General features: G+C 70.8%; 15 protein-coding genes. 11 read left to right on the top strand and 4 right to left on the bottom strand.

The window, feature by feature from the left end; genetic code table 11:
- Window positions 1-5 precede the first annotated feature (5 nt).
- From WME98_RS14400 to WME98_RS14355, 10 genes are all read left to right on the top strand, one after another.
- Entirely contained in the window at window positions 6-1745 is a 1740-nt protein-coding gene (locus tag WME98_RS14400; RefSeq protein ID WP_437951821.1) for an ABC transporter ATP-binding protein, read from the top strand.
- A complete protein-coding gene (locus tag WME98_RS14395) occupies window positions 1742-2851 on the top strand; it encodes a saccharopine dehydrogenase NADP-binding domain-containing protein (RefSeq protein WP_437951820.1) in 1110 nt (369 codons plus the stop codon). The genes WME98_RS14400 and WME98_RS14395 overlap by 4 nt, the downstream gene beginning before the upstream one ends.
- Window positions 2848-5010, top strand: coding sequence for a methyltransferase (locus WME98_RS14390; protein ID WP_437951819.1), 2163 nt, complete (start codon window positions 2848-2850; stop codon window positions 5008-5010). Before WME98_RS14395 ends, WME98_RS14390 begins: the two co-directional genes overlap by 4 nt.
- Before the next feature lie 20 nt (window positions 5011-5030).
- Window positions 5031-7307, top strand: coding sequence for a methyltransferase (locus WME98_RS14385; protein WP_437951818.1), 2277 nt, complete (start codon window positions 5031-5033; stop codon window positions 7305-7307).
- A 5-nt stretch (window positions 7308-7312) separates the two neighbouring features.
- Window positions 7313-8503, top strand: a complete 1191-nt coding sequence (locus WME98_RS14380; RefSeq protein ID WP_437951817.1) for a cytochrome P450 — start codon at window positions 7313-7315, stop codon at window positions 8501-8503.
- On the top strand, window positions 8500-9645 hold the full coding sequence (locus tag WME98_RS14375) for a Gfo/Idh/MocA family oxidoreductase (protein ID WP_437951816.1): 1146 nt from the start codon (window positions 8500-8502) through the stop codon (window positions 9643-9645). Before WME98_RS14380 ends, WME98_RS14375 begins: the two co-directional genes overlap by 4 nt.
- 30 nt (window positions 9646-9675) lie before the next feature.
- Window positions 9676-10407, top strand: a complete 732-nt coding sequence (locus tag WME98_RS14370) for a VOC family protein (protein WP_437951815.1) — start codon at window positions 9676-9678, stop codon at window positions 10405-10407.
- A 36-nt stretch (window positions 10408-10443) separates the two neighbouring features.
- Window positions 10444-12069 carry a (2,3-dihydroxybenzoyl)adenylate synthase gene (locus WME98_RS14365; protein WP_437951814.1) on the top strand — a complete coding sequence of 542 codons (1626 nt, stop codon included), beginning with the start codon at window positions 10444-10446 and terminating at the stop codon, window positions 12067-12069.
- The gene (locus WME98_RS14360) at window positions 12066-12875 is read left to right on the top strand and encodes a thioesterase II family protein (RefSeq protein WP_437951813.1); all 810 of its coding nucleotides are present in this window, start codon (window positions 12066-12068) and stop codon (window positions 12873-12875) included. The genes WME98_RS14365 and WME98_RS14360 overlap by 4 nt, the downstream gene beginning before the upstream one ends.
- 128 nt (window positions 12876-13003) lie before the next feature.
- Entirely contained in the window at window positions 13004-13705 is a 702-nt protein-coding gene (locus tag WME98_RS14355) for a tRNA-uridine aminocarboxypropyltransferase (protein WP_437951812.1), read from the top strand.
- A gap of 15 nt (window positions 13706-13720) precedes the next feature.
- Here WME98_RS14355 and WME98_RS14350 read toward each other — a convergent pair whose 3' ends face one another.
- The 4 genes from WME98_RS14350 to WME98_RS14335 form a co-directional block, all read right to left on the bottom strand.
- A complete protein-coding gene (locus WME98_RS14350; protein WP_437951811.1) occupies window positions 13721-14557 on the bottom strand; it encodes a CAP domain-containing protein in 837 nt (278 codons plus the stop codon).
- 280 nt (window positions 14558-14837) lie between these two features.
- Entirely contained in the window at window positions 14838-15122 is a 285-nt protein-coding gene (locus WME98_RS14345; RefSeq protein WP_437951810.1) for a hypothetical protein, read from the bottom strand.
- 182 nt (window positions 15123-15304) lie between these two features.
- Window positions 15305-15820, bottom strand: coding sequence for a hemerythrin domain-containing protein (locus WME98_RS14340; protein WP_061621474.1), 516 nt, complete (start codon window positions 15818-15820; stop codon window positions 15305-15307).
- Between the two features lie 280 nt (window positions 15821-16100).
- A complete protein-coding gene (locus WME98_RS14335; protein WP_063823571.1) occupies window positions 16101-16310 on the bottom strand; it encodes a hypothetical protein in 210 nt (69 codons plus the stop codon).
- 375 nt (window positions 16311-16685) lie between these two features.
- On the opposite strand from WME98_RS14335, the gene WME98_RS14330 reads away from it, so the two are divergent.
- A complete protein-coding gene (locus tag WME98_RS14330; protein ID WP_437951809.1) occupies window positions 16686-17981 on the top strand; it encodes a hypothetical protein in 1296 nt (431 codons plus the stop codon).
- The last annotated feature ends 13 nt before the right edge of the window (window positions 17982-17994 follow it).

Raw genomic sequence — 17994 nt, 5'->3', positions numbered from 1 at the left:
GCCTGATGATCCGGCAGCTGACCAAGATCTTGGGGCCGCAGCACACCAAAGCGCTGCACGTCTATTTCGGCTGGCTCATCGTCTACTCCGTCGTCCAGGGCGTGGCGATGGCGTTCCTCGTGCCCGTGCTCAAGGCGCTGCTCAGCGGGGACCTGGGCGCGGCGCTGCGCTGGCTTCTCCTGCTGGCCGCGGTCGTCGCGGTGACTTGCATCGCCCGTTACCAGCAGACGATGAAGGGCTTCGCGCTTGCGCTGGTCGTCCTGACCACGCTGCACAACCGGCTCGGTAACCATATCGCCCGCCTGCCGCTCGGCTGGTTTTCCTCGGAGAAGGTGGGCCGCCTGTCGCGGAGCGCGACGGGCGGCACCATGATGGTCACCAACGTGTTCGCTCATCTCCTCACGCCGGTGGTGAGCGGTATCCTGACGCCCGCGACCATCGCCGTCGCCATGCTGTTCTTCGACTGGCAGCTGGGGCTGACGGCCATCGTCTGCACTCCGCTGATCTACCTGACGCACCGCTGGTCATCGGCGTGGATCGGCCGCACGGAGGAGCAGGTCGACGCCGCGGGGGCGCTCGCCAGCAACCGGGTGGTCGAGTTCGCGCGCAACCAGCAGGTGCTGCGAGCCTTCGGTCGGGCGACGGGGGGCTATGCGCCGCTGGAGGAGGCGATCGAGGCGCAGCGCGTCGCGGGCGGGTCGATGCTGCGCCAGACCTTCCCCAGGCTGCTCGCCGGCGGCTTGTCGGTGCAGCTGGCGTTCGCCGCGCTGATCGCCGTCGGCGTCGTGCGCGCGCTCGACCGGTCCATCGACCCGATCGAGCTGATGGCGTTGCTGGCGCTGGCCGCCCGGTTCGTGGGGCCGCTGGCCGAGGCCGCGGGGAGGAGCGGGCTCCTCCGGATGGCGGGCAACGATCTGGAGCGGCTTTCCGCCATCTTCGAAGAGGCGCCGCTCGCCGAGCCGGAGCGCTCCAAGCCCGTCACGGCCCCGGGGGAAATCGAGCTCTCCGGCGCCGTGTTCGGCTACCAGACGGGCGCGCCTGTGCTCCGCGACGTGTCGTTCCGGATAGCGCCGAAGACGATGACGGCGATCATCGGGGCATCCGGCTCCGGGAAGACCACGATCACGCGGCTGATCGCGCGCTTCTTCGACGTCAACGCGGGATCGGTCCGGGTGGGCGGCGTGGACGTCCGCGAGCTCTCCACCGAGGACTTGATGGCGCAGCTGTCGCTGGTCATGCAGGACGTCTATCTGTTCGATGACACGCTCGAGGCGAACATCCGGGTGGGCCGGCTGGACGCCACGGACGAGGAGGTGCGCGAGGCCGTCCGCCTGGCGGGCGTGGACGAGATCATCGAGCGCCTCCCGCAGGGCATGAAGACCCGCGTCGGCGAGGGCGGCGCGTCGCTGTCCGGCGGGGAGCGCCAGCGGGTGTCGGTCGCGCGAGCCGTGCTGAAGAACGCGCCCATCGTGCTGCTGGACGAGGCGACCGCAGCGCTCGACCCGGAGAACGAGCGCTACATCCAGAGCGCGATGCGAACGCTGATGGATCGGTCGACCCTGCTGGTCATCGCGCACCGGCTGCCGACCATCGTGTCCGCAGATCAGATCCTCGTGCTCGACGGCGGCCGTATCGCCGAAGCGGGCACGCACCATGAGCTCTTGGCGCGCGACGGGCGGTACACGGCGTTCTGGAGCGAGCGCCGCCGCGCCCACGGATGGCGGCTGGTGGAGGCTGAAGGATGACGATCGGCATCTTGGGCGGTTACGGCGACGTCGGAGCGCATGCGGCCCGGCGGCTCCTGTCGCTCGGCCTCAGGCCGCTGCGCATCGGTGGACGCAACTTCGAAGCGGCTCGCCGCTTCGCGAATGAGCTGTCCGCGGAGGCGGTCGATCACCAGGCCGTCGATGTTCGGGACGACGCGTCGTTGCGCCGCTTCGTCGCTGGGTGCCGGATCGTGCTCAACTGCGCCGGTCCGTCGCACTCCATCGCCGACCGCGCGGCGCGGGCAGCCCTGGAAGCAGGAGCCGACTACGTGGACGCCGCCGGCGACGATGCGCTGTACGCGCTTCTGGACGGCGACGAGTACCGCCGCCGGCGGCGCGCGGCGGTGCTCTCAGCAGGGCTGCAGCCTGGCCTCACCGCGCTCTTGCCGCGCTGGGCGGCGCATCGAGCGTTCAGCCAGGTCCAGGGCCTGCGCAGCTACTTCGGCGTGCTGGATCACTTCACCGAGGTCGCCGCGGACGACTACCTCCAGGCTGCCACGGACGGGGTGAGCGAGCCGCTCGCAGCATGGCGAGAGGGACGTCGCTCCGGGGTGCTGACCCGGATGCGCAACGTAGAGGTCCCGTTCTTCCCTGGCCCGGCGACCTTGCTGCCTCATCTCAACACCGAAGGTGAGCGGCTCGCGTCGTCGCTCCGGCTTGCTCGGGGGGACTGGTACACTGTCCTCACCGGCCAGCACATCCTCACGGCCTTCGACCGCGCGCGCAGCCTCGTACGTCGCGAGGCGGTCGCGGCGTTGCGCCGGGCCAGCTTGCTCGACCTCGCTGGACGCGATCCGCACGTCGTTCTCCTCGCGCAGCTCGACGGCCTGCGAGATGGCACCCCGGTTACGCGCACGCTGGTCATGCGCGGGCGGCGCAACGCCGAGCTCACCGGGAGCATGGCCGCGCTCACCACGCTGGCGGTGGACCAGGGGGAGGTGCCCGCTGGACGCCACTTCGCCGCGGCCGTGCTCGAACCCGTGTCGGCGGTGGGCCGCCTTCGCGAGAGCGGCGCGGTGAGCACGCTCGATCTGCTGGACACGTCGATCGACGCGCTCGGCGCTACCGAGGAGGGCTCGCTGTGACCGCCGGAATCCCGCTTGTGCTGTGCGGCGCCGGCTTCGGTCCTCTGCACCTGGCCGCGCTTCGGCGCTTGAACGGGCGCTTTCACCTCGTCGGTCAGCTCGCCGACGGCGGCGAGGAGGCCCGGAGGTTCGCCGATCAGGCCAGGATAGCGCTCTGGACCCGGCCGGATCAGCTCCCCGTCGGCGCGGGCGTGAGCTGCTGGGTATCGGCGATCGGACACGGCGTGCCCGTCGCCGAGCGCGCGGTCGAGCTCTTGGGGCGTGGGAGCGCTGTGCTGGTCGAAGCGCCGCTCGAGCACGATGAGCTCGCGGCGTGCATGCGGCAGGCGCGCCTCGCCCGAGCGGCCTTCCGGCTGGCAGCCGTCGCCTCCGCCGCGCCGTCGTCCCGGCGGTTTCTCGGCGCAGCGCAGGCGCTCCGCGCGCGCACGCCGGTCAGGTACATCGCGGCGAGCTGCACGAGAGCGTCGATTCAGGCGCTGCTCCGCCTGATGGGAGACGCGCTCGGCGCCCTGCGTCCCTGGCAGATCCATGCGCCGATGCAGGTGGCGAGCGGGCTCGTCGTGCTCGGGGGCAGCCTCGCGGGTACGCCCCTCGTCTTGCGGGTGCGCAACGAGGCGTCGCCAGAGGCGCAGATGGCGATCGAGATCGTCATGGGCAGCGACGCCGGCGAGCTGACGCTGACAGGGGTTCATGGGCAGGTCGTCTGGACCCCGCATTCTACGGGGGCTGGCGCGCTGCTCGGCGGACCGGACGCGCCGGCGGAGCGTGAGACCGTGAGCTGGCTCCGCGCGATCAGCGGCGAGCTGACGAGCTTCGCCAGCGAGATGGCGAGCCCAGGCGCAGCCGTCAGCGAGGCTCAGGTTCAGCTCACGTTGTGCCGCCTCCGGCACGATGTCCTCGCGGCGCTCGGCCCCGCGGCGGCGCGCGCTGACGCGACGGTCGTCCCGAGCGCCGATCTGGCTGCGGCGGCTGTGGAGGCCGCCGCCGACGACGCCGGCTGTGCGGCTGCCGACGCGCCGACGAGCGAGGAGGTACACGAGGCGGGGCTCAGGCGCACCGGGCTGCTGGAACGAGCATCGGGAAGCGCTGCGCTCGCGCACCTCCCTGGGGCGATGCAGCGGCTCGAGGCGATCAGCCTGCGGGCCATCTGGGAGCTGCTCCTCGCGAGCGGCGCCGTGCATCCGGGAGGCGAAGAGCGCACCGCGGAGGAGATCGTCGGCGCGCTGGGGGCGGCGCCGCGACACGCATGGCTCGTCCGGCGGTGGCTCGTCGCGCTGACGGATCGAGGTGTCCTCGGCGAGACCGCGGATCGGTACGTGTGGCGACGGGCCCTGCGGGACGCCGGCGCGGCCGCAGACCTGCCCGACGCCTACGCCGCGCTCGGCTTTCCGCCCGCGATGGCGGAGGTTCACCAGGTGGCGCTGCGCCGCCTGCATGAGCTCGTCCGCGATGAGGTCTCGATCCAGCAGCTCTTGTTTCGCGACCGGCAGGATCTCTCCTCCGTCGCGGCCTACCAGGACAACGTCTTCACCGCGTACCTGAGCGCCGCCGGCGCTCACCTCGTGCGCTGCTGCGCCGAGCTGCGGAACAGGCCGCTGCGCGTGCTCGAGCTCGGCGGCGGCGCCGGGCTCGCCACGGCGGCCGCGCTGCGTGCCCTCGACGCCGCGCCGGTCGATTATCTGTTCACCGACATATCGCGCGCGTTCACGGTCGCAGCGCAGGAGCGGTTCGGCCGCCATCGCGGGATGCGCTATGCCACGCTCGACATCAACGCCGATTTCGCGGCGCAGGGGGTGGAGCCGCATGCGGCCGACGTCGTGCTCGCGGGCAACGTCCTTCACAACGCGGTGCATGTGGGTCGGACGCTGCGCCGAGTCCGCCGCGCGCTCGCCCCCGGGGGATGGCTCATCTTCACGGACTCCACACGAGAGAACCTCGCGATCCTCACGGCGATGCAGTTCCTTCTGTCTCCCCCGGCTGGCTCGCCGCCGCTTGGCAGCGAGGACCGGCGCGCCGGGACCGATCAGGTGTTCGTCGATGCACCCGGCTGGAATGCGGAGCTCTTGGCGTCTGCCTTCGCGCCGCGGTTCGTCCTTCCTTCGCTCGATTCACCGCTGGCCGTGGCAGGCCAGCACTTGTTCTTCGCGACCGCCTGCTGACGACCTCCGGACGAGGTGCCATGACGGTAAGACAGATCATCGATGGGCTGGAGCGCCTTGGGATCCGCGCGGCGCTGGTCTCCGGCGGGCGAGAGTGGACCGGAGCACAGATGCTCGACTGGACCTACCGCGCCGTGACGGCGTTGCGCCAGCGCGGAGCCGCCGGCCGCTCGCTGCGCTGGAGCGCTGGAGACGTGCCGCAGGCCCTGCCCACCCGGCTGGCCGCGATGCTGCTCGGCGCGCGGTTCTCCGCCGAGCAGCCGGCGAGCGACGGCGGAGATGTCCTGACGATCACGGGCGCTGACCTGTCCGCGCTCGATGCGGCGAGAGCCTGCGAGCCCCGAATAGCGGACGACGCGCCGTTCTCCGTCGTTCGCGGACCGTTCGTGTGGTCTGCAGGGGTGTTCTGGGAGTCGCTGGCCGCGATGCGCGACGCGCTCGGCCCTTCTCCTGCGCGCACGGCGGTGCTCTCGTCGCTGGCCGGGTTCGGCGGTGATGCTGCGTTCGCGAGCTTCAGCGCCGGCGCCTCCGTCCACCACCACCCGGCGGCCGCGAACCCGGCCAAGGCCCTGGCGTTCCTCGAGCGAGCGGCTCCGGACTGCGCGATCCTCTCCGCGACGCTGCTGCGCAGCCTCGTGGCTCACCCGGCTGCCGCGCTCGCCGACCTCGGCTCGCTACGACGCGTCGTGGTCGACGCCGGCGTCGGTGGGGCGCTCTCCGCCGAGTCGTCCGCGGCCGTGCGGCGCGTCTTTGGCGCAGAGCTCGCCGACCGGATCGCCAGCCAAGCCGGGCTCGTGCCGGTGGAGCGCGAGCTGCGCCGGGCCGAGCAGGAAGCGGCGCGCATCGCCGAGCTCGTGACGAGCTGCCCCAGCGTGGCGGCGGCGGCGGTGATCCCGTCCGAGAGCGCCGGCTGGGCGATCTTCGCGGTCCCCGCGAAGCGCGCCCGCGGCGACGCCGACGGGGACGCGACCGAACAGCGCGTCGTCTCCGCAGCGACCGCCGCTCTGGAGGCCGAGTTCGCCGGGACCGACCTGAACAGGGCGATCGCGGCCGTGGAGCGGCTGGGGCAAACGTCGCTGCTCTCGATGCTCAACGCGCTGAGCCAGAGCGGCCTGTTCACCGACGCGGCCGCCGTGCATACCGTGGACGAGGTGTTCGCGCGGGCGCGGGTCGCTGCCGAGCATCGGCCGCTCATCCGTCGCTGGATCAGGGTGCTCACCGAGCAGAAGCTGCTGCGCCGGGACGGCGACGTGCTCAGCGCCGCGCGCCCGGTCGGCGAATACTCGGACGCCGCGCTGGCGCGCGCGTGGGAGGAGCTGAAGGGTGAATGGCTGGCCACGGTCGGCGCGACCGGCACGATCGACTATGCGCTTCGCAATGCCGAGCGATTGCCTGATCTGATCTCCGGCGCGGTGCGGGCCGTCCACTTGTTGTTCCCGGAAGGGCGCACCGATCTCGCCAGGGCCCTGTATCGCGAGAGCATCGCCGCCCGGTATCAGCATCGCGCAGTGAGCCATCTCGTGAGTAGGATCGCCAAGGAGTGGCCCGGGCAGCGACCGATCCGGCTGCTCGAGGTCGGCGCCGGCACGGGGGCGACATCGGAGTCGCTCCTGCCGGAGCTCTCGGGCGCCGACGTCGACTATCTCTACACCGACGTATCCAGGTATTTCCTCGATCAGGCCGCGCCGCGGCTCGCCGGATACCCCTCCGTGCGCTTCGGCCGCTACGACATCAACGCCCCGCCCCGAGAACAGGGCTTCGAGCCGAACTCGTTCGACGTGATCATCGGCGGGGGCGTGCTCAACGCTGCGCGGAACACGGACGCCTCGGTCCGCTGGCTCAACGAGCTCCTCGGCCCCGGCGGCTGGCTCGTCCTCACCGAGCCCACGGTCGAAGAGTTCTGGGTGATGGCGTCCCAGGCGTTCATGCTGGACGACGCCAGCGACGGCAGGGCCGAGACGGAGTCGACGTTCCTCTCGCTGCCTCAATGGAACGCGGTGCTGGACGGCGCTGGCCTGCAGCGCGTCCTCGGGCTACCCGGGGACGCGCACCCGCTGGAGCGGCTCGGCCATCGCGTGTTCGCGGCCCGGGCCAAGATGGATCGGGTGCCGCTGACCTCGGAGCGCCTCTCTGCACACCTCGGCGAGCGCGTAGGGGCCGCAGCCCGGATAGAGATCGTGGATGAACTGCCGCTCACCTCAGGTGGCACCCTCGACCGCGAGCGGCTGCGGGACTGGGCCGCTCGCCGTCAGGGCCTCGATTCCCGCTCGAACCCCACGGCGGCATCACAGGCATGATCGCAATGACGACCACACCGAATTCCCCCATCCCGTATCCGTTCAACCTGTTCAACGGCATTGCGCTCGCGCCCGAGTACGCTGAAGCTCAGCGAACGCCGGGGCTGCTCAAGGTCAAGCTGCCTTACGGCGAGCCGGCGTGGCTCGCGACCCGCTACGAGGACGTCCGCTTCGTGCTCTCCGACCGGAGGTTCAGCCGCGAGGAGGCCGCGAAGCGCCCGGAGGCTCCGAGGGCGCTCCCGCGCATCGCCGGCGGGATCGTCATGATGGATCCGCCTGAGCTGACCCGCATCCGCAACCTGGTCACCCAGGCGTTCACGAACCGGCGCGTGGAGCAGCTGCGCCCCCACGTCCGCGATCTCGCCAACGAGCTGATCGACAAGATGGTGGCCAAAGGTCCCCCTGCGGATCTCGTGCGGGATTACGCGCTGCCGATCCCCATGTCCGTGATCTGCGAGCTCCTGGGCGTGCCGGTGGCGGACCAGTCCAAGTTCAAGGAGTGGAATGATTCCCTGCTCTCGACCAACACGCAGACCGCTGAACAGACGCAGCGGAACCTCGGCGAGCTGTCCCAGTACATCATGGGCCTGATCCGTCTGCGCCGCGCCGAGCCCGGCGACGATCTGATGAGTGCGCTCATCGAGGCTCACGACGTGAACGATCGCCTGAACGAGCGCGAGATGGTCCAGCTCTGCATCGCCATCCTCATCGCAGGGTACGAGGCCACGTCCTCGCAGATCCCGAACTTCATCTACACGCTCCTGACCCATCAGGAGCAGTTCGCGCGCCTCAAGGCCGATCCTGGCCTCGTGGCGCAGGCCGTCGAAGAGATGCTCCGCTTCGTGCCGGTCGCGTCCGCGGCGATGTTCCCGCACTACGCCACCGAGGACGTCCACGTAGGCGAGACGCTCGTGCGCGCGGGAGAGCCCGTGTTTGCGTCGGTCGGCGCGGCCAACCATGATCCACGCAAGTTCTCTGCTCCCGACCGGCTCGACTTCGAGCGAGATGCGCGAGCGCACTGCGCGTTCGGCGTTGGGATGCATTACTGCATCGGCGCGTCGCTGGCCAGGATCGAGCTTCAGGAAGCGTTGCGCGCGCTCGTGACTCGCATGCCGGATCTCCGTCTCGCCGCGGACGTCCAGTGGAAGACCGCGACGTTCTTCCGCGGGCCGCTCACGATGCAGGTGACCTGGTGAGCGCCGGCTCCGGCAAGAAGAAGCGCGTCGTCGTCGCCGGCACGGCCTTCGGTCGCATCTACCTGGATGCCGTCGCGTCGGCGCAGGGCTCGTTCACGCTCGCCGGCCTGCTCGCGCGCGGCAGCGATTTCTCCCGGGAGTGCGCGGAGCGCTACGGCGCGCCGCTCTACACGAAGGTGGAGGACATCCCCGACGACGTCGACATCGCCTGCGTCGTGGTGCGTTCGGGGGCGACCGGCGGCCCAGGCTCCGACATCGCCAAGGCGCTGCTCGAGCGTGGGATCCACGTATTGCAGGAGCATCCCGTGCACGCCACGGAGATCACCGCATGCATGAAGGCCGCGAAGCGAGGGGGCGCTGCCTACGCGGTCAACACGCTCTACCCGAACGTGCGCCCGATCCGGCAGTTCCTCGCGGCGGCTGAGTACCTCAGGAAACGACAGCGTATCCAGTTCATCGACGCCGCTTGCAACAGCCAGGTCGCGTATCCGCTCCTCGACGTGATTGGCCGCGCCGCGGGCGAGCTGCGACCGTGGTCGTTCTCGGAATGCGCGCCGCGAGGTGACCGGTCCTCATCGGCCGCGGGCCAGCCGTTCCAGAGCCTCACCGCGACCGTCGGCGGAGTGCCCGTGACGCTCCGCGTGCAGAACCAGGTCCACCCGGAGGATCCAGACAATCACTCTCTGCTGATGCACAGGATCTCGCTCGGGTGTGATGCCGGCGTGCTGACCCTGGCCGACACGCACGGACCAGTTCTTTGGAATCCGCGCTTGCACTCGCCGCGCGACGCGACCGGGCGCTTGATCATGAGCGGCTCCGGCACCGACCGCCTCGCCGTGAAGAGCACCTCGATCCTGGGCGACCAGGATACGCGCAGCTATCACGACGTGTTTGCACGGACGTGGCCTGACGCCGTGGTCGTCGCCTTGCACGACCTGTGCGGCGACATCGCCGACCCGGCCCGCCGCGTCCGCAGCGGCCAGTGGGCCCTGGGCGTGTCGCTGGCGTGGCGGGACCTGACGGAGCGGATCGGGATGCCCGAGCTCATCCGTCCGGAGACCCCGGAGCCGCTCCCCGTCGACGAGCTGCGCGCGGCGGCGCGCGCTGCGGTCGCCGAGGCGGCCGGGAGCGGCGCGCGTTGAACGAGAGCCTGGCGCTCGGGAGGAGTGAACATGGCGACTTCTTGCAGCCACGTATTGCTATGGGTACGCGACATTCATCAAGCTGTGCGCGACTACAGAAAGCTCGGGTTCAAGGTAGACTACGCGACGGCCGAGCGAAAGGCTCAGCACGCCCACATCTGGTTCACCGAAGGCCCCATCATTGAGCTGCTCACGACCCCGCGCAGCGCAAAGTGGTTCAAGTGGCCGATCGAGCTGATGGCCGGACGCGGCTCAGGCCGGCGGATGATCCGCTGGTCCGAGAACGGCGAAGGCTTCTGCGATGTCGCGGTCGTGACGGATACGCACGCTCTCGACCGTGAGCTCGCCGCGCTGCGGAATGCAGGGGTCCCCGTCGGCAGAGCCGTCGGGTGGAGACGAACGAAGCCGGACGGCCAGCAGATCCGCTTCAAGTTTGCATATCCGGCGAACGATCGCCTCCCGTTCGTCGTGAGCCCCTACGATCCGCCTCAACATCCGAGAGAGAGCCGCCATCCGAACGGCGCCAAGCGGCTCAGCCGGGTGAAGCTGGGCGTCCGTGCCGAGGATCGAGATGCGGTGCGCCGGATCGTCGCCGACGACCCCACGTTCGTGCTCGAGCCCGCCGAGGCGACGGGGGTCCGCGCCATCGAGATCACGGGCCTTTCGGCTGAGCTCGACCCGACCCTGCTGCACGGCGCGATCGTGCTGCCGGCCCGTCCGATGTCCGACCCGAGCCAAGCGCAACGAAGCGCCGGACCGTGAGAGCCGACGAGGGTCGGTGGAAGCGAGGGATCTCTCATGTTGAGTGGATGTGTGGATTGGCCGGATGAGTTCGTGGCTCGTTACAGGGAGGCGGGCTACTGGCGGGGCGAGTGCCTGGGAGAGATGTTGCGCGCGCGGGCCCAAGCGGCGCCGACGCGCCTGGCAGTCGTCGACGGGGCGCGCCTCTGGACCTACCAGGAGCTCGACGAGCGCGCGGATCGCATGGCCGCGGGGCTGCGCCGGCTCGGCATCGCGAAGGAGCAGCGGGTCCTCGTGCAGCTGCCCAACATCGCCGAATTCCTGTCGCTGTGCTTTGCGTTGTTCCGGATCGGCGCCATCCCGGTGCTGACATTGCCGGCACATCGAGAGACGGAGATCGTGCATCTGGCGGAGCTCTCACAGTCGGTCGCCTACGTCATCGCAGACATGCACGTAGGCTTCGATTACCGGGCGCTCGCCCGCGCGGTCTGCAAGAAGGTGGCGAGCCTCCGGCACGTCCTCGTGGTGGGCGATGCGCAGGAGTTCGTGTCGTTGTCGGAGGTGGACGCGCCGCCGGAGGCCATGGCCGGGCCGGCACCCCGCGATGTAGCCCTGCTCTTGCTGTCGGGCGGAACGACCGGGGCTCCCAAGCTGATCCCGCGCACGCACGACGACTATGTCTGCAACGTCCGCCTCAGCGCCGAGGTGACAGGCCTGAATGAGAGCACCCGCTACCTGGTGAGCCTCCCCATCGCCCACAATTTTGCTCTGGGGTGTCCTGGAGCCCTGGGCACGTTGCACGCCGGCGGCACCGTCGTGTTCTGCAAAGACCCCAGCCCTGAGACCGCGTTCCGGCTGATCGAGAAGGAGAAGATCACCGTAACCGCCCTCATCCCGCCGCTCGTCGTGCTGTGGCTGGAGGCGGCGGAGTGGGTGCAGGCAGATCTGAGCAGCTTGCAGTGGCTCCAGGCAGGAGGCGCTCGCCTCAAGGCGGAGACGGCGGCGCGCGTGCGGCCCGTCCTCGGCTGCGGGTTGCAGCAGGTCTACGGCATGGCAGAAGGGCTGCTCAACTTTACGCGGCTCGACGATCCCCAATCCATCGTCATCGACACGCAAGGCCGGCCGGTCGCCGCGGACGACGAGGTGAGGATCGTCGACGCCTCGGATGTCGAGGTGGCGGACGGCGAGGTCGGTGAGCTGCAGGTCCGCGGTCCCTACACCATACGCGGGTACTATCGTGCGGAAGAGTACAATCGTCGGGCGTTCACCGCCGACGGCTTCTATCGGAGCGGGGACCTGGTGCGGCGGCTGGCCAGCGGTCATCTGGTGGTGGAAGGCCGTAGCAAGGACGTGATCAACCGGGGAGGGGAGAAGGTCCCGGTCGAGGAGATCGAGAACTATCTCATGGCCCACCCGGCGATCCGTGACGTCGCCATCGTCGGCGTCCCGGACTCCACCATGGGGGAGCGCACCTGTGCATGCATCATCGCGCGTGGCAAAGCGCCCGCGCTGGCCGAGGTGAACGCCTACCTCAGCCGTCTGGGCGTGGCCGCGTTCAAGCTGCCGGATCGTTTGGTGGTCCTGGAGAGCTTCCCGCAGACGAGCGTGGGCAAGGTCAACAAGGGGGCCTTGGTGAAGCAGGTCTGCGTCGCCTCTCCAGCCACAACCACGGACATCTCATGAACACTTCGCCTCGAATGTTGCGCCGCATCTTGAGCGCTCCGACCCCCTTCAGCCCGCACCTGATCGTCTGCCCCTTCGGCGGTGGGAGCTACACCGCCTTCCGCAGCTGGAAGGCGCTGTCTCAGCTGGACGTCTCCGCGTCCCTCGTGACCTATCCGGGGCGAGACCATCGTCTGGACGAGGCGGCCATGCGGAGCGTCCAGCACACCGCGTCCGAGCTGGCTCACGAGCTGTGCGCGGAGCCGCCCAGCGGCCCATGGTTCCTGGTAGGCCACAGCGTCGGGGCGCAGATCGCGTTCGAAGCATGCCGCCTGCTCGAGCAGTGGGGGCGCGCGCCAGCCGGCCTCGTCCTTTCCGCTTGCCACGCGCCACACCTGATCCCGCGTCGCATGCTCAGCCCTCTCGACGACGATGGATTCATCGAGGAGTTGATCCGCCTGGGAGGCTGCCCCGCGGAGCTCCGCACCAGCGCCGATCTCAGAGGGGTGTTCCTGCCGATGCTGCGCGGTGACTTCCTCGCCTCGGAGAGCTACCGCCTCGCGCTGGACCGCTGTACCACGCGTCTCCGGACGCCGACGCTCTTGCTCTACGGATCGTCCGACGACGAAGCCCGTCGGGACGAGGTGGAAGCGTGGAAGAGCTGGCTGGAGGGTCGCGCCGAGCTGCGCGCGCTGGACGGCGACCACTTCTACATCACTCACGACCCGCGGGCGTTTGTCTCGGAGGTGTTGCGCACGTTCCGTCTGCCGTCCAGGTCGACCGGTCCCGTGGGACTGGCGCAGATGCCGTCGAGCTATTTCCCCTGAGGTTCGTGCTCGCGGCGGAAGCGGCCGGGCGCGCGCTCGGGTCGGGGGCGGACGGGGCCTCGGGTCAGAGGCGGGGCCATTTGACCGGGGAGGGCTGCGCGTGCGAAAACGCCCGGTCCCGAGTCGAGATGACGTTCGTCCCGCTGCAGCCGCCCGATCTGCCCCCCATTCGCGCGCGGGGCACGCCGCGCTGCCGCGGCTGCGGTCTGCCGCGATCGATGTGCCTCTGCGGCGCGCTGCCCCGGCTCGCGGTGCGCACGCGCGTCGTGTTGCTCACCCACCGCATCGAGCGCACGAGGAGCACCAACACGGGCCGGCTCGTCGCGCGCCTGCTCGAGGGCGCGGAGGTGCGCGTGCGCGGCGAGATCGCGCCGCGGGCGCGGCCGCCGCTGCCGGAGGGGCGCCGGCTCGTGCTGTATCCGTCGCCCGGGGCGCGCGCCCTCTCGCCCGACGACGCGCGCGGCGGGCCGGTGGTGCTGCTCGTTCCGGACGGCAACTGGAACCAGGCGCGCCGGGTCGTTCACCGCGACGCGGACGCGCAGGGCGCCGAGCCGGTCGCGCTGCCGCAGGGCGCGCCGAGCCGCTACGGGCTGCGGCGCGCCCCGCACGAGGGCGCCCTGTCGACGCTGGAGGCGGTCGCGCGCGCGCTCGGCCTGCTCGAGGGCGCGGAGGTCGAGCGGCGAATGATGGAGGCGTTCGACGTCTGGGTGCACCGCGCGAGGTGCGTGCGGCTCACCGGAAAGCTCACGGACGGGGCGGCGGCCCAGGGAGCCGAGGACGGCTCCGAGGTCCTCCTCGGGCGTGAGGTCGACGACGCGGAGAGCGGGTGAGCGGCCGCGCGCCGGTCACCGGAAGTTCTGCACGGCCCAGACGCTGCCGTCCGGGAACGTGTGGAATCCGCAAGCCACCTTGGTATACGCGGTGTTGCTCATGTTGATGTAGTGGCCGTGTTTGTTGAAATCCTCGCCGGGCCCCTCGTCCCACATGAGCTGCAAGCACGGGACGATCATCGATTCGGGCGGGCCGTTCCAGCCGGGGCACTCATTTTGAGCCCGCTCGTCGCAAGCGCCGAACGCGCCGTGCGCCTGGCCTGTGTTTCCGTCGGACTCGGACTCTTCGTCGGAGCACGACTCCGCCTCGGTCCAGCGCGCGAGGGGCGGTAGGCCGAGCGTGGCGCGGTGCTGGTTGATCGTATCGACGCACAGCTGCGCCGCGCCGGTCGGGTCGCCGTTGCCGCCCGCGCCGCCGGCGCCGCTGCCGGACCCGCCGGCGCCGCCGGTGCCCCCCGCGGGTGAGCCGCCGCTGCCGCCGGCGCCCGCGGTGGTGGAGCCGTCGCTGCCGCCGGCCCCCCCCGCGGGTGCGCCGCCGCTGCCGCCGGCGCCCGCGGTGGCGGAGCCGCCGCCGCCGGGGCCCGCGGTGGTGGAGCCGGCGCTGCCGCCGGGGGGCGAGCCGCCCGTGCCGGCGCCGTCGCCGGCGCCCGCGGCGGTCGAGCCGCCGCTGCCCGCGGTCGTGCCGCCGCCCGGCGGTCCGTTGCCGTCCTCGATGCCGGCGCCGCTGGTCAGCTCGTCGCCTTCGCCCTCGGGCGGCGCGCTGCCAAGCTCGCCGATGCAGCCCGACAGCACAGAGGCCATGAACGTCGCGGCGAGCGCGATGGCGTAGGAGTGAGTCGAAGGGTTAAGCATGTGCTGAGTCTATGGTGCTTTGGACTCATGCTCAACTTCGACCGATCGTGCTGGACTTTTGTAGATTCAGAGCAGTTTTGGCGCAGCTGGTGAGCGTGCGGCGTTTCTGTGCGGAGGAAAGTGCGGGTGTCGCACAGGGGGTGCGTCTGTTGGTGTTGGTTTCAGTCGAGCGGGATAAGTGCATGTGTCCGGGCGGAGAAAAAAACAGACGCCAAGGCGGTCGGGAGAGGAGCGCGCGAAAGGTTCTCTCTCGCTCTCTCCTCCTTGGCGTCTCGGCGGCTCAGCGCCCTTCGCCCGCCGGCCGAGGCGCGCCCCGCCGCCGCTGCAGATAGACGATCAGCGCGCCGGCGAGGGCGTTCGCGACCATGAGCAGGTTCGTCGCCACGAAGACCCAGTTCTCGACCAGCCAGCTGTAGACGACGAACCCGACCGAGGCGGCCAGCTGGCCGAGGAAGAGCCATTTGGAGACACCCTCGCTCGTCTTGCTCTTCCACTGCTTGTGGACCTGCTTGCCGACCGTCAGGACGAGGATGATGGAGCTGATCCAGCCGATTGCTTCTACCATGGTCGACCGCCGAACGGCCGCTCGCGCGCCCCGGGCCGACGCGCCGCGCGCCCTCCTGAACGCCCACAAAACGGCCGCGGGGGCAGGGAGGACGCAGGGCCTTGGCCGTCCCTGCGTCCTCCCTGCCCCCGTGGCTCGAACCCGGTATCTCGCGCGCTCGCCCTCTGCGCGCGCAGGCCCCGTCAGGCCGGGTTGGCGCCGTTCGCGTGCTTCGCGTGGCTCGCCTTGTCCGCCGACGTCTTCTTGTAGCCCGCCGGAAGGAGCGCCTCGTACCCCTCGGCCAGCCGCTGCTCGAACTCCGCCTTCAGCTCCTTGCCGAGCTCCAGGAGGCGCTTCTCGTCGATGGCCTCCTCGACCTTGGGGAAGAGCTCTTCCTCCTCCTCCTCGACGTGGTGCTGGATGAGCTCCTTCAGCGTCGTCACGCGCGCCTTGAACGAGATGTCCTCCGGGTCCGTCGAGAGCAGCCGCTTCAGGGCGAGCTCGGCGATCGCGTGCTCCTCGTAGCTCTCGAGGATCAGGTCCTCCTTGATCTGCCGCACGGCGGGATAGAAGCTCTCCTGCTCGATCGCCATGTGCGCGACGAGCTCGTTGGCGAGCTCGGCGAGCAGGGGCGCCGGCTCCGCCTTGCCGCTCTCGAGCTGCTTGAAGATCGACTCCACCTTGCGGTGCTGCTTCTCGAGCAATGATGTCGCTTTCATGTTCCTGCCTCCACGCTGCGAGCCGCGCCGCGGCGCGGCCGGGGTCCTCTGGGTTCAACCTTCGGCCGCGAGCGCCTCGGGCGCAGGCGCTCCGGCCCGCTTTCTTCACACCGCAACGCCGCCGAGGGGCCGGCCCTGCTAGACGCCGATCAACTTGAACGCTTATGAATGAAGAGATTCGAACCACAGAGGCACAGAGGGCACAGAGTTATTTTGTGGTTCCTCTGCGTCCTCTGTGCCTCTGTGGTTCGATTTTCGGGGTTTCAACCCGGTCGTCGTTCTAGTCCGTCTTGTCCTCGACCTTGTCGCCCGCCTCCTCGGCGGCGTCGCCGGTCGACTCCGCCGCGTCCTTCGCCTCGTCCTTGACGTCGCGCGCAGCGTCGTCCACGGCCTCGCCGGCCTTCTCGGCCGGGCCCTCCGGCTGAGGCTTGCTGCCACCGCAACCCAAGACCACGCCGCCCACGAGCAGCGACAGATACAGAGTTCTCACGGTACCTTCTCCTCCGAGCCGGAACGCGACCAGCGGCACCTCGCCCCGATCGCGCTCGGCGGTTCTTCAACGACGCTCACGCCTGGTTCAGCCTCCTCCGCTCAGCAATGCGCGGGCCAAGCGGGGGCGAGCGCCCGCGCGTCCTCCTCCGCGCTCCCCGCCGCGCGCTCCGCGCCGCGCGCCCGCCCCGGCGCGAGGTCCCCTGAGACATATCGCCTCGACCGTGGCGTCCTGCGACGCGCTACGGCCGCCCGATCGCCGGGGCGCGGCGCTCCGCGGGCGAAAGCGCAGGCGCCGGCGAGGCCGCGCGCCGGAGCGCGCGCATTCGCTTGGCCTCGGTGCCGATCGGCGCAAGAATCCGCCCCGGGACGCGACATGATCCACGACATCGCCCGCGCGCTCAGCGCCATCTTCTCAGGCGAACGAGCCCGCCTGCTGCACGTGATCGTCCCGGCGCACGTCCACGGGCACACGCTGGCGCTGCTGCGGGCGCTCGGCGAAGCAGGCCCGGCGCCCCGCCCCGTCTGGGTGCTGGCCGACCCGGTTTACGGGCCCAGCCGTGGCTGGGCCGCCCGCGAGCGCTCGCTGGCGCGCGAGCTCGGCGCCCCGGCGGCAGCCGAGCCGCCCGCCTCGACCGCGGAGCCAGGCCCCCTGCGCGAGCCGCTCGACGCCTTCGCGGGCGCGCTCGCGGCCCACCTCGCCGCCCGCGCGCCGGACGCGACCGCCGTCCTCGTGCTCGCGCCGCAGCACGTCGACGACCCCCGCGCGTACGCCCACGACGTCCTCTGGCTCGCGCAGCGGCCCGAGCTCGCGCTCGTGCGCTGGGTCCTCGTCGATCCGGTCCACTCGAGCGTCGGCGACCTGCTCGCGCGCTTCGGCGAGGGCGCGTCCCGCGTGGTGTGGCCGGAGGCCGACAGCGCGGCCATGATGGAGCTCGAGCGCCTGCTCACCGACCTCTCGGCGCGCGGGCAGCGCCTCCCCGCCGACCTCGAGATTCGCATCGCGCCCGACTCCCCCCTTCGCGCGCCGGATCTCCTCCCCGCGCGGCGCCTCCTGCACGAGGCCGACAAGTGCTTTCAAGCGGGGCGGCACGCCGAGGCTGCGCAGGTCCAGAAGCAAGCCGAGGAGCTGCTCGCGGGCCGCGGGCTGGGCGAGGAGGCGATCCACGTCGCCATGCAGCGCGCGCGCTCGCTGATCGCCGCGGGCGTGGTCGACGAGGGACATCGGGTGTTCGTCGCCGCGCTGAAAGAGGCAGAGCGGCGCGGGCTGTCCGCGATCGTCCCCGAGGCCTACGCCTCGCTCGGCAGCCTGCACAGCAAGCAACGGCGCTTCCTCGACGCGTCGGAGGCGTACGCCCGCGCCGGAGAGCTCGCCGACCGCCGCGGCAGCCACGAGTTCGCGGCGGACATGCACCGCTGCTCCGGGCACGCGGCGCTCAACGCCGACATGCCGGACGCCGCCGCGAAGGCGTGGCGGCGGGCGTTCGAGCTGCTCGGCTCGGTGGCGCCGGCCGTGGGCGCGCTGGACAAACCCCAGCAGATCGTGATCCTCGGCCTCGCCCTCGCCGACGTCTTCGAGACGCACGGCAACCTGCCCGCCGCGCGCGGGCTGCGGGGGCACGCCGAGGCGATCGAGACCCGCAATCCGCGGCGATCGGAGACGTGGAGCTGACGAGGGCTCGCGC

It is taken from the genome of Sorangium sp. So ce296, from assembly GCF_051529605.1.
Taxonomy (GTDB): domain Bacteria; phylum Myxococcota_A; class Polyangia; order Polyangiales; family Polyangiaceae; genus Sorangium; species Sorangium cellulosum_D.
This window is presented reverse-complemented; position numbering and strand designations above follow the sequence as displayed.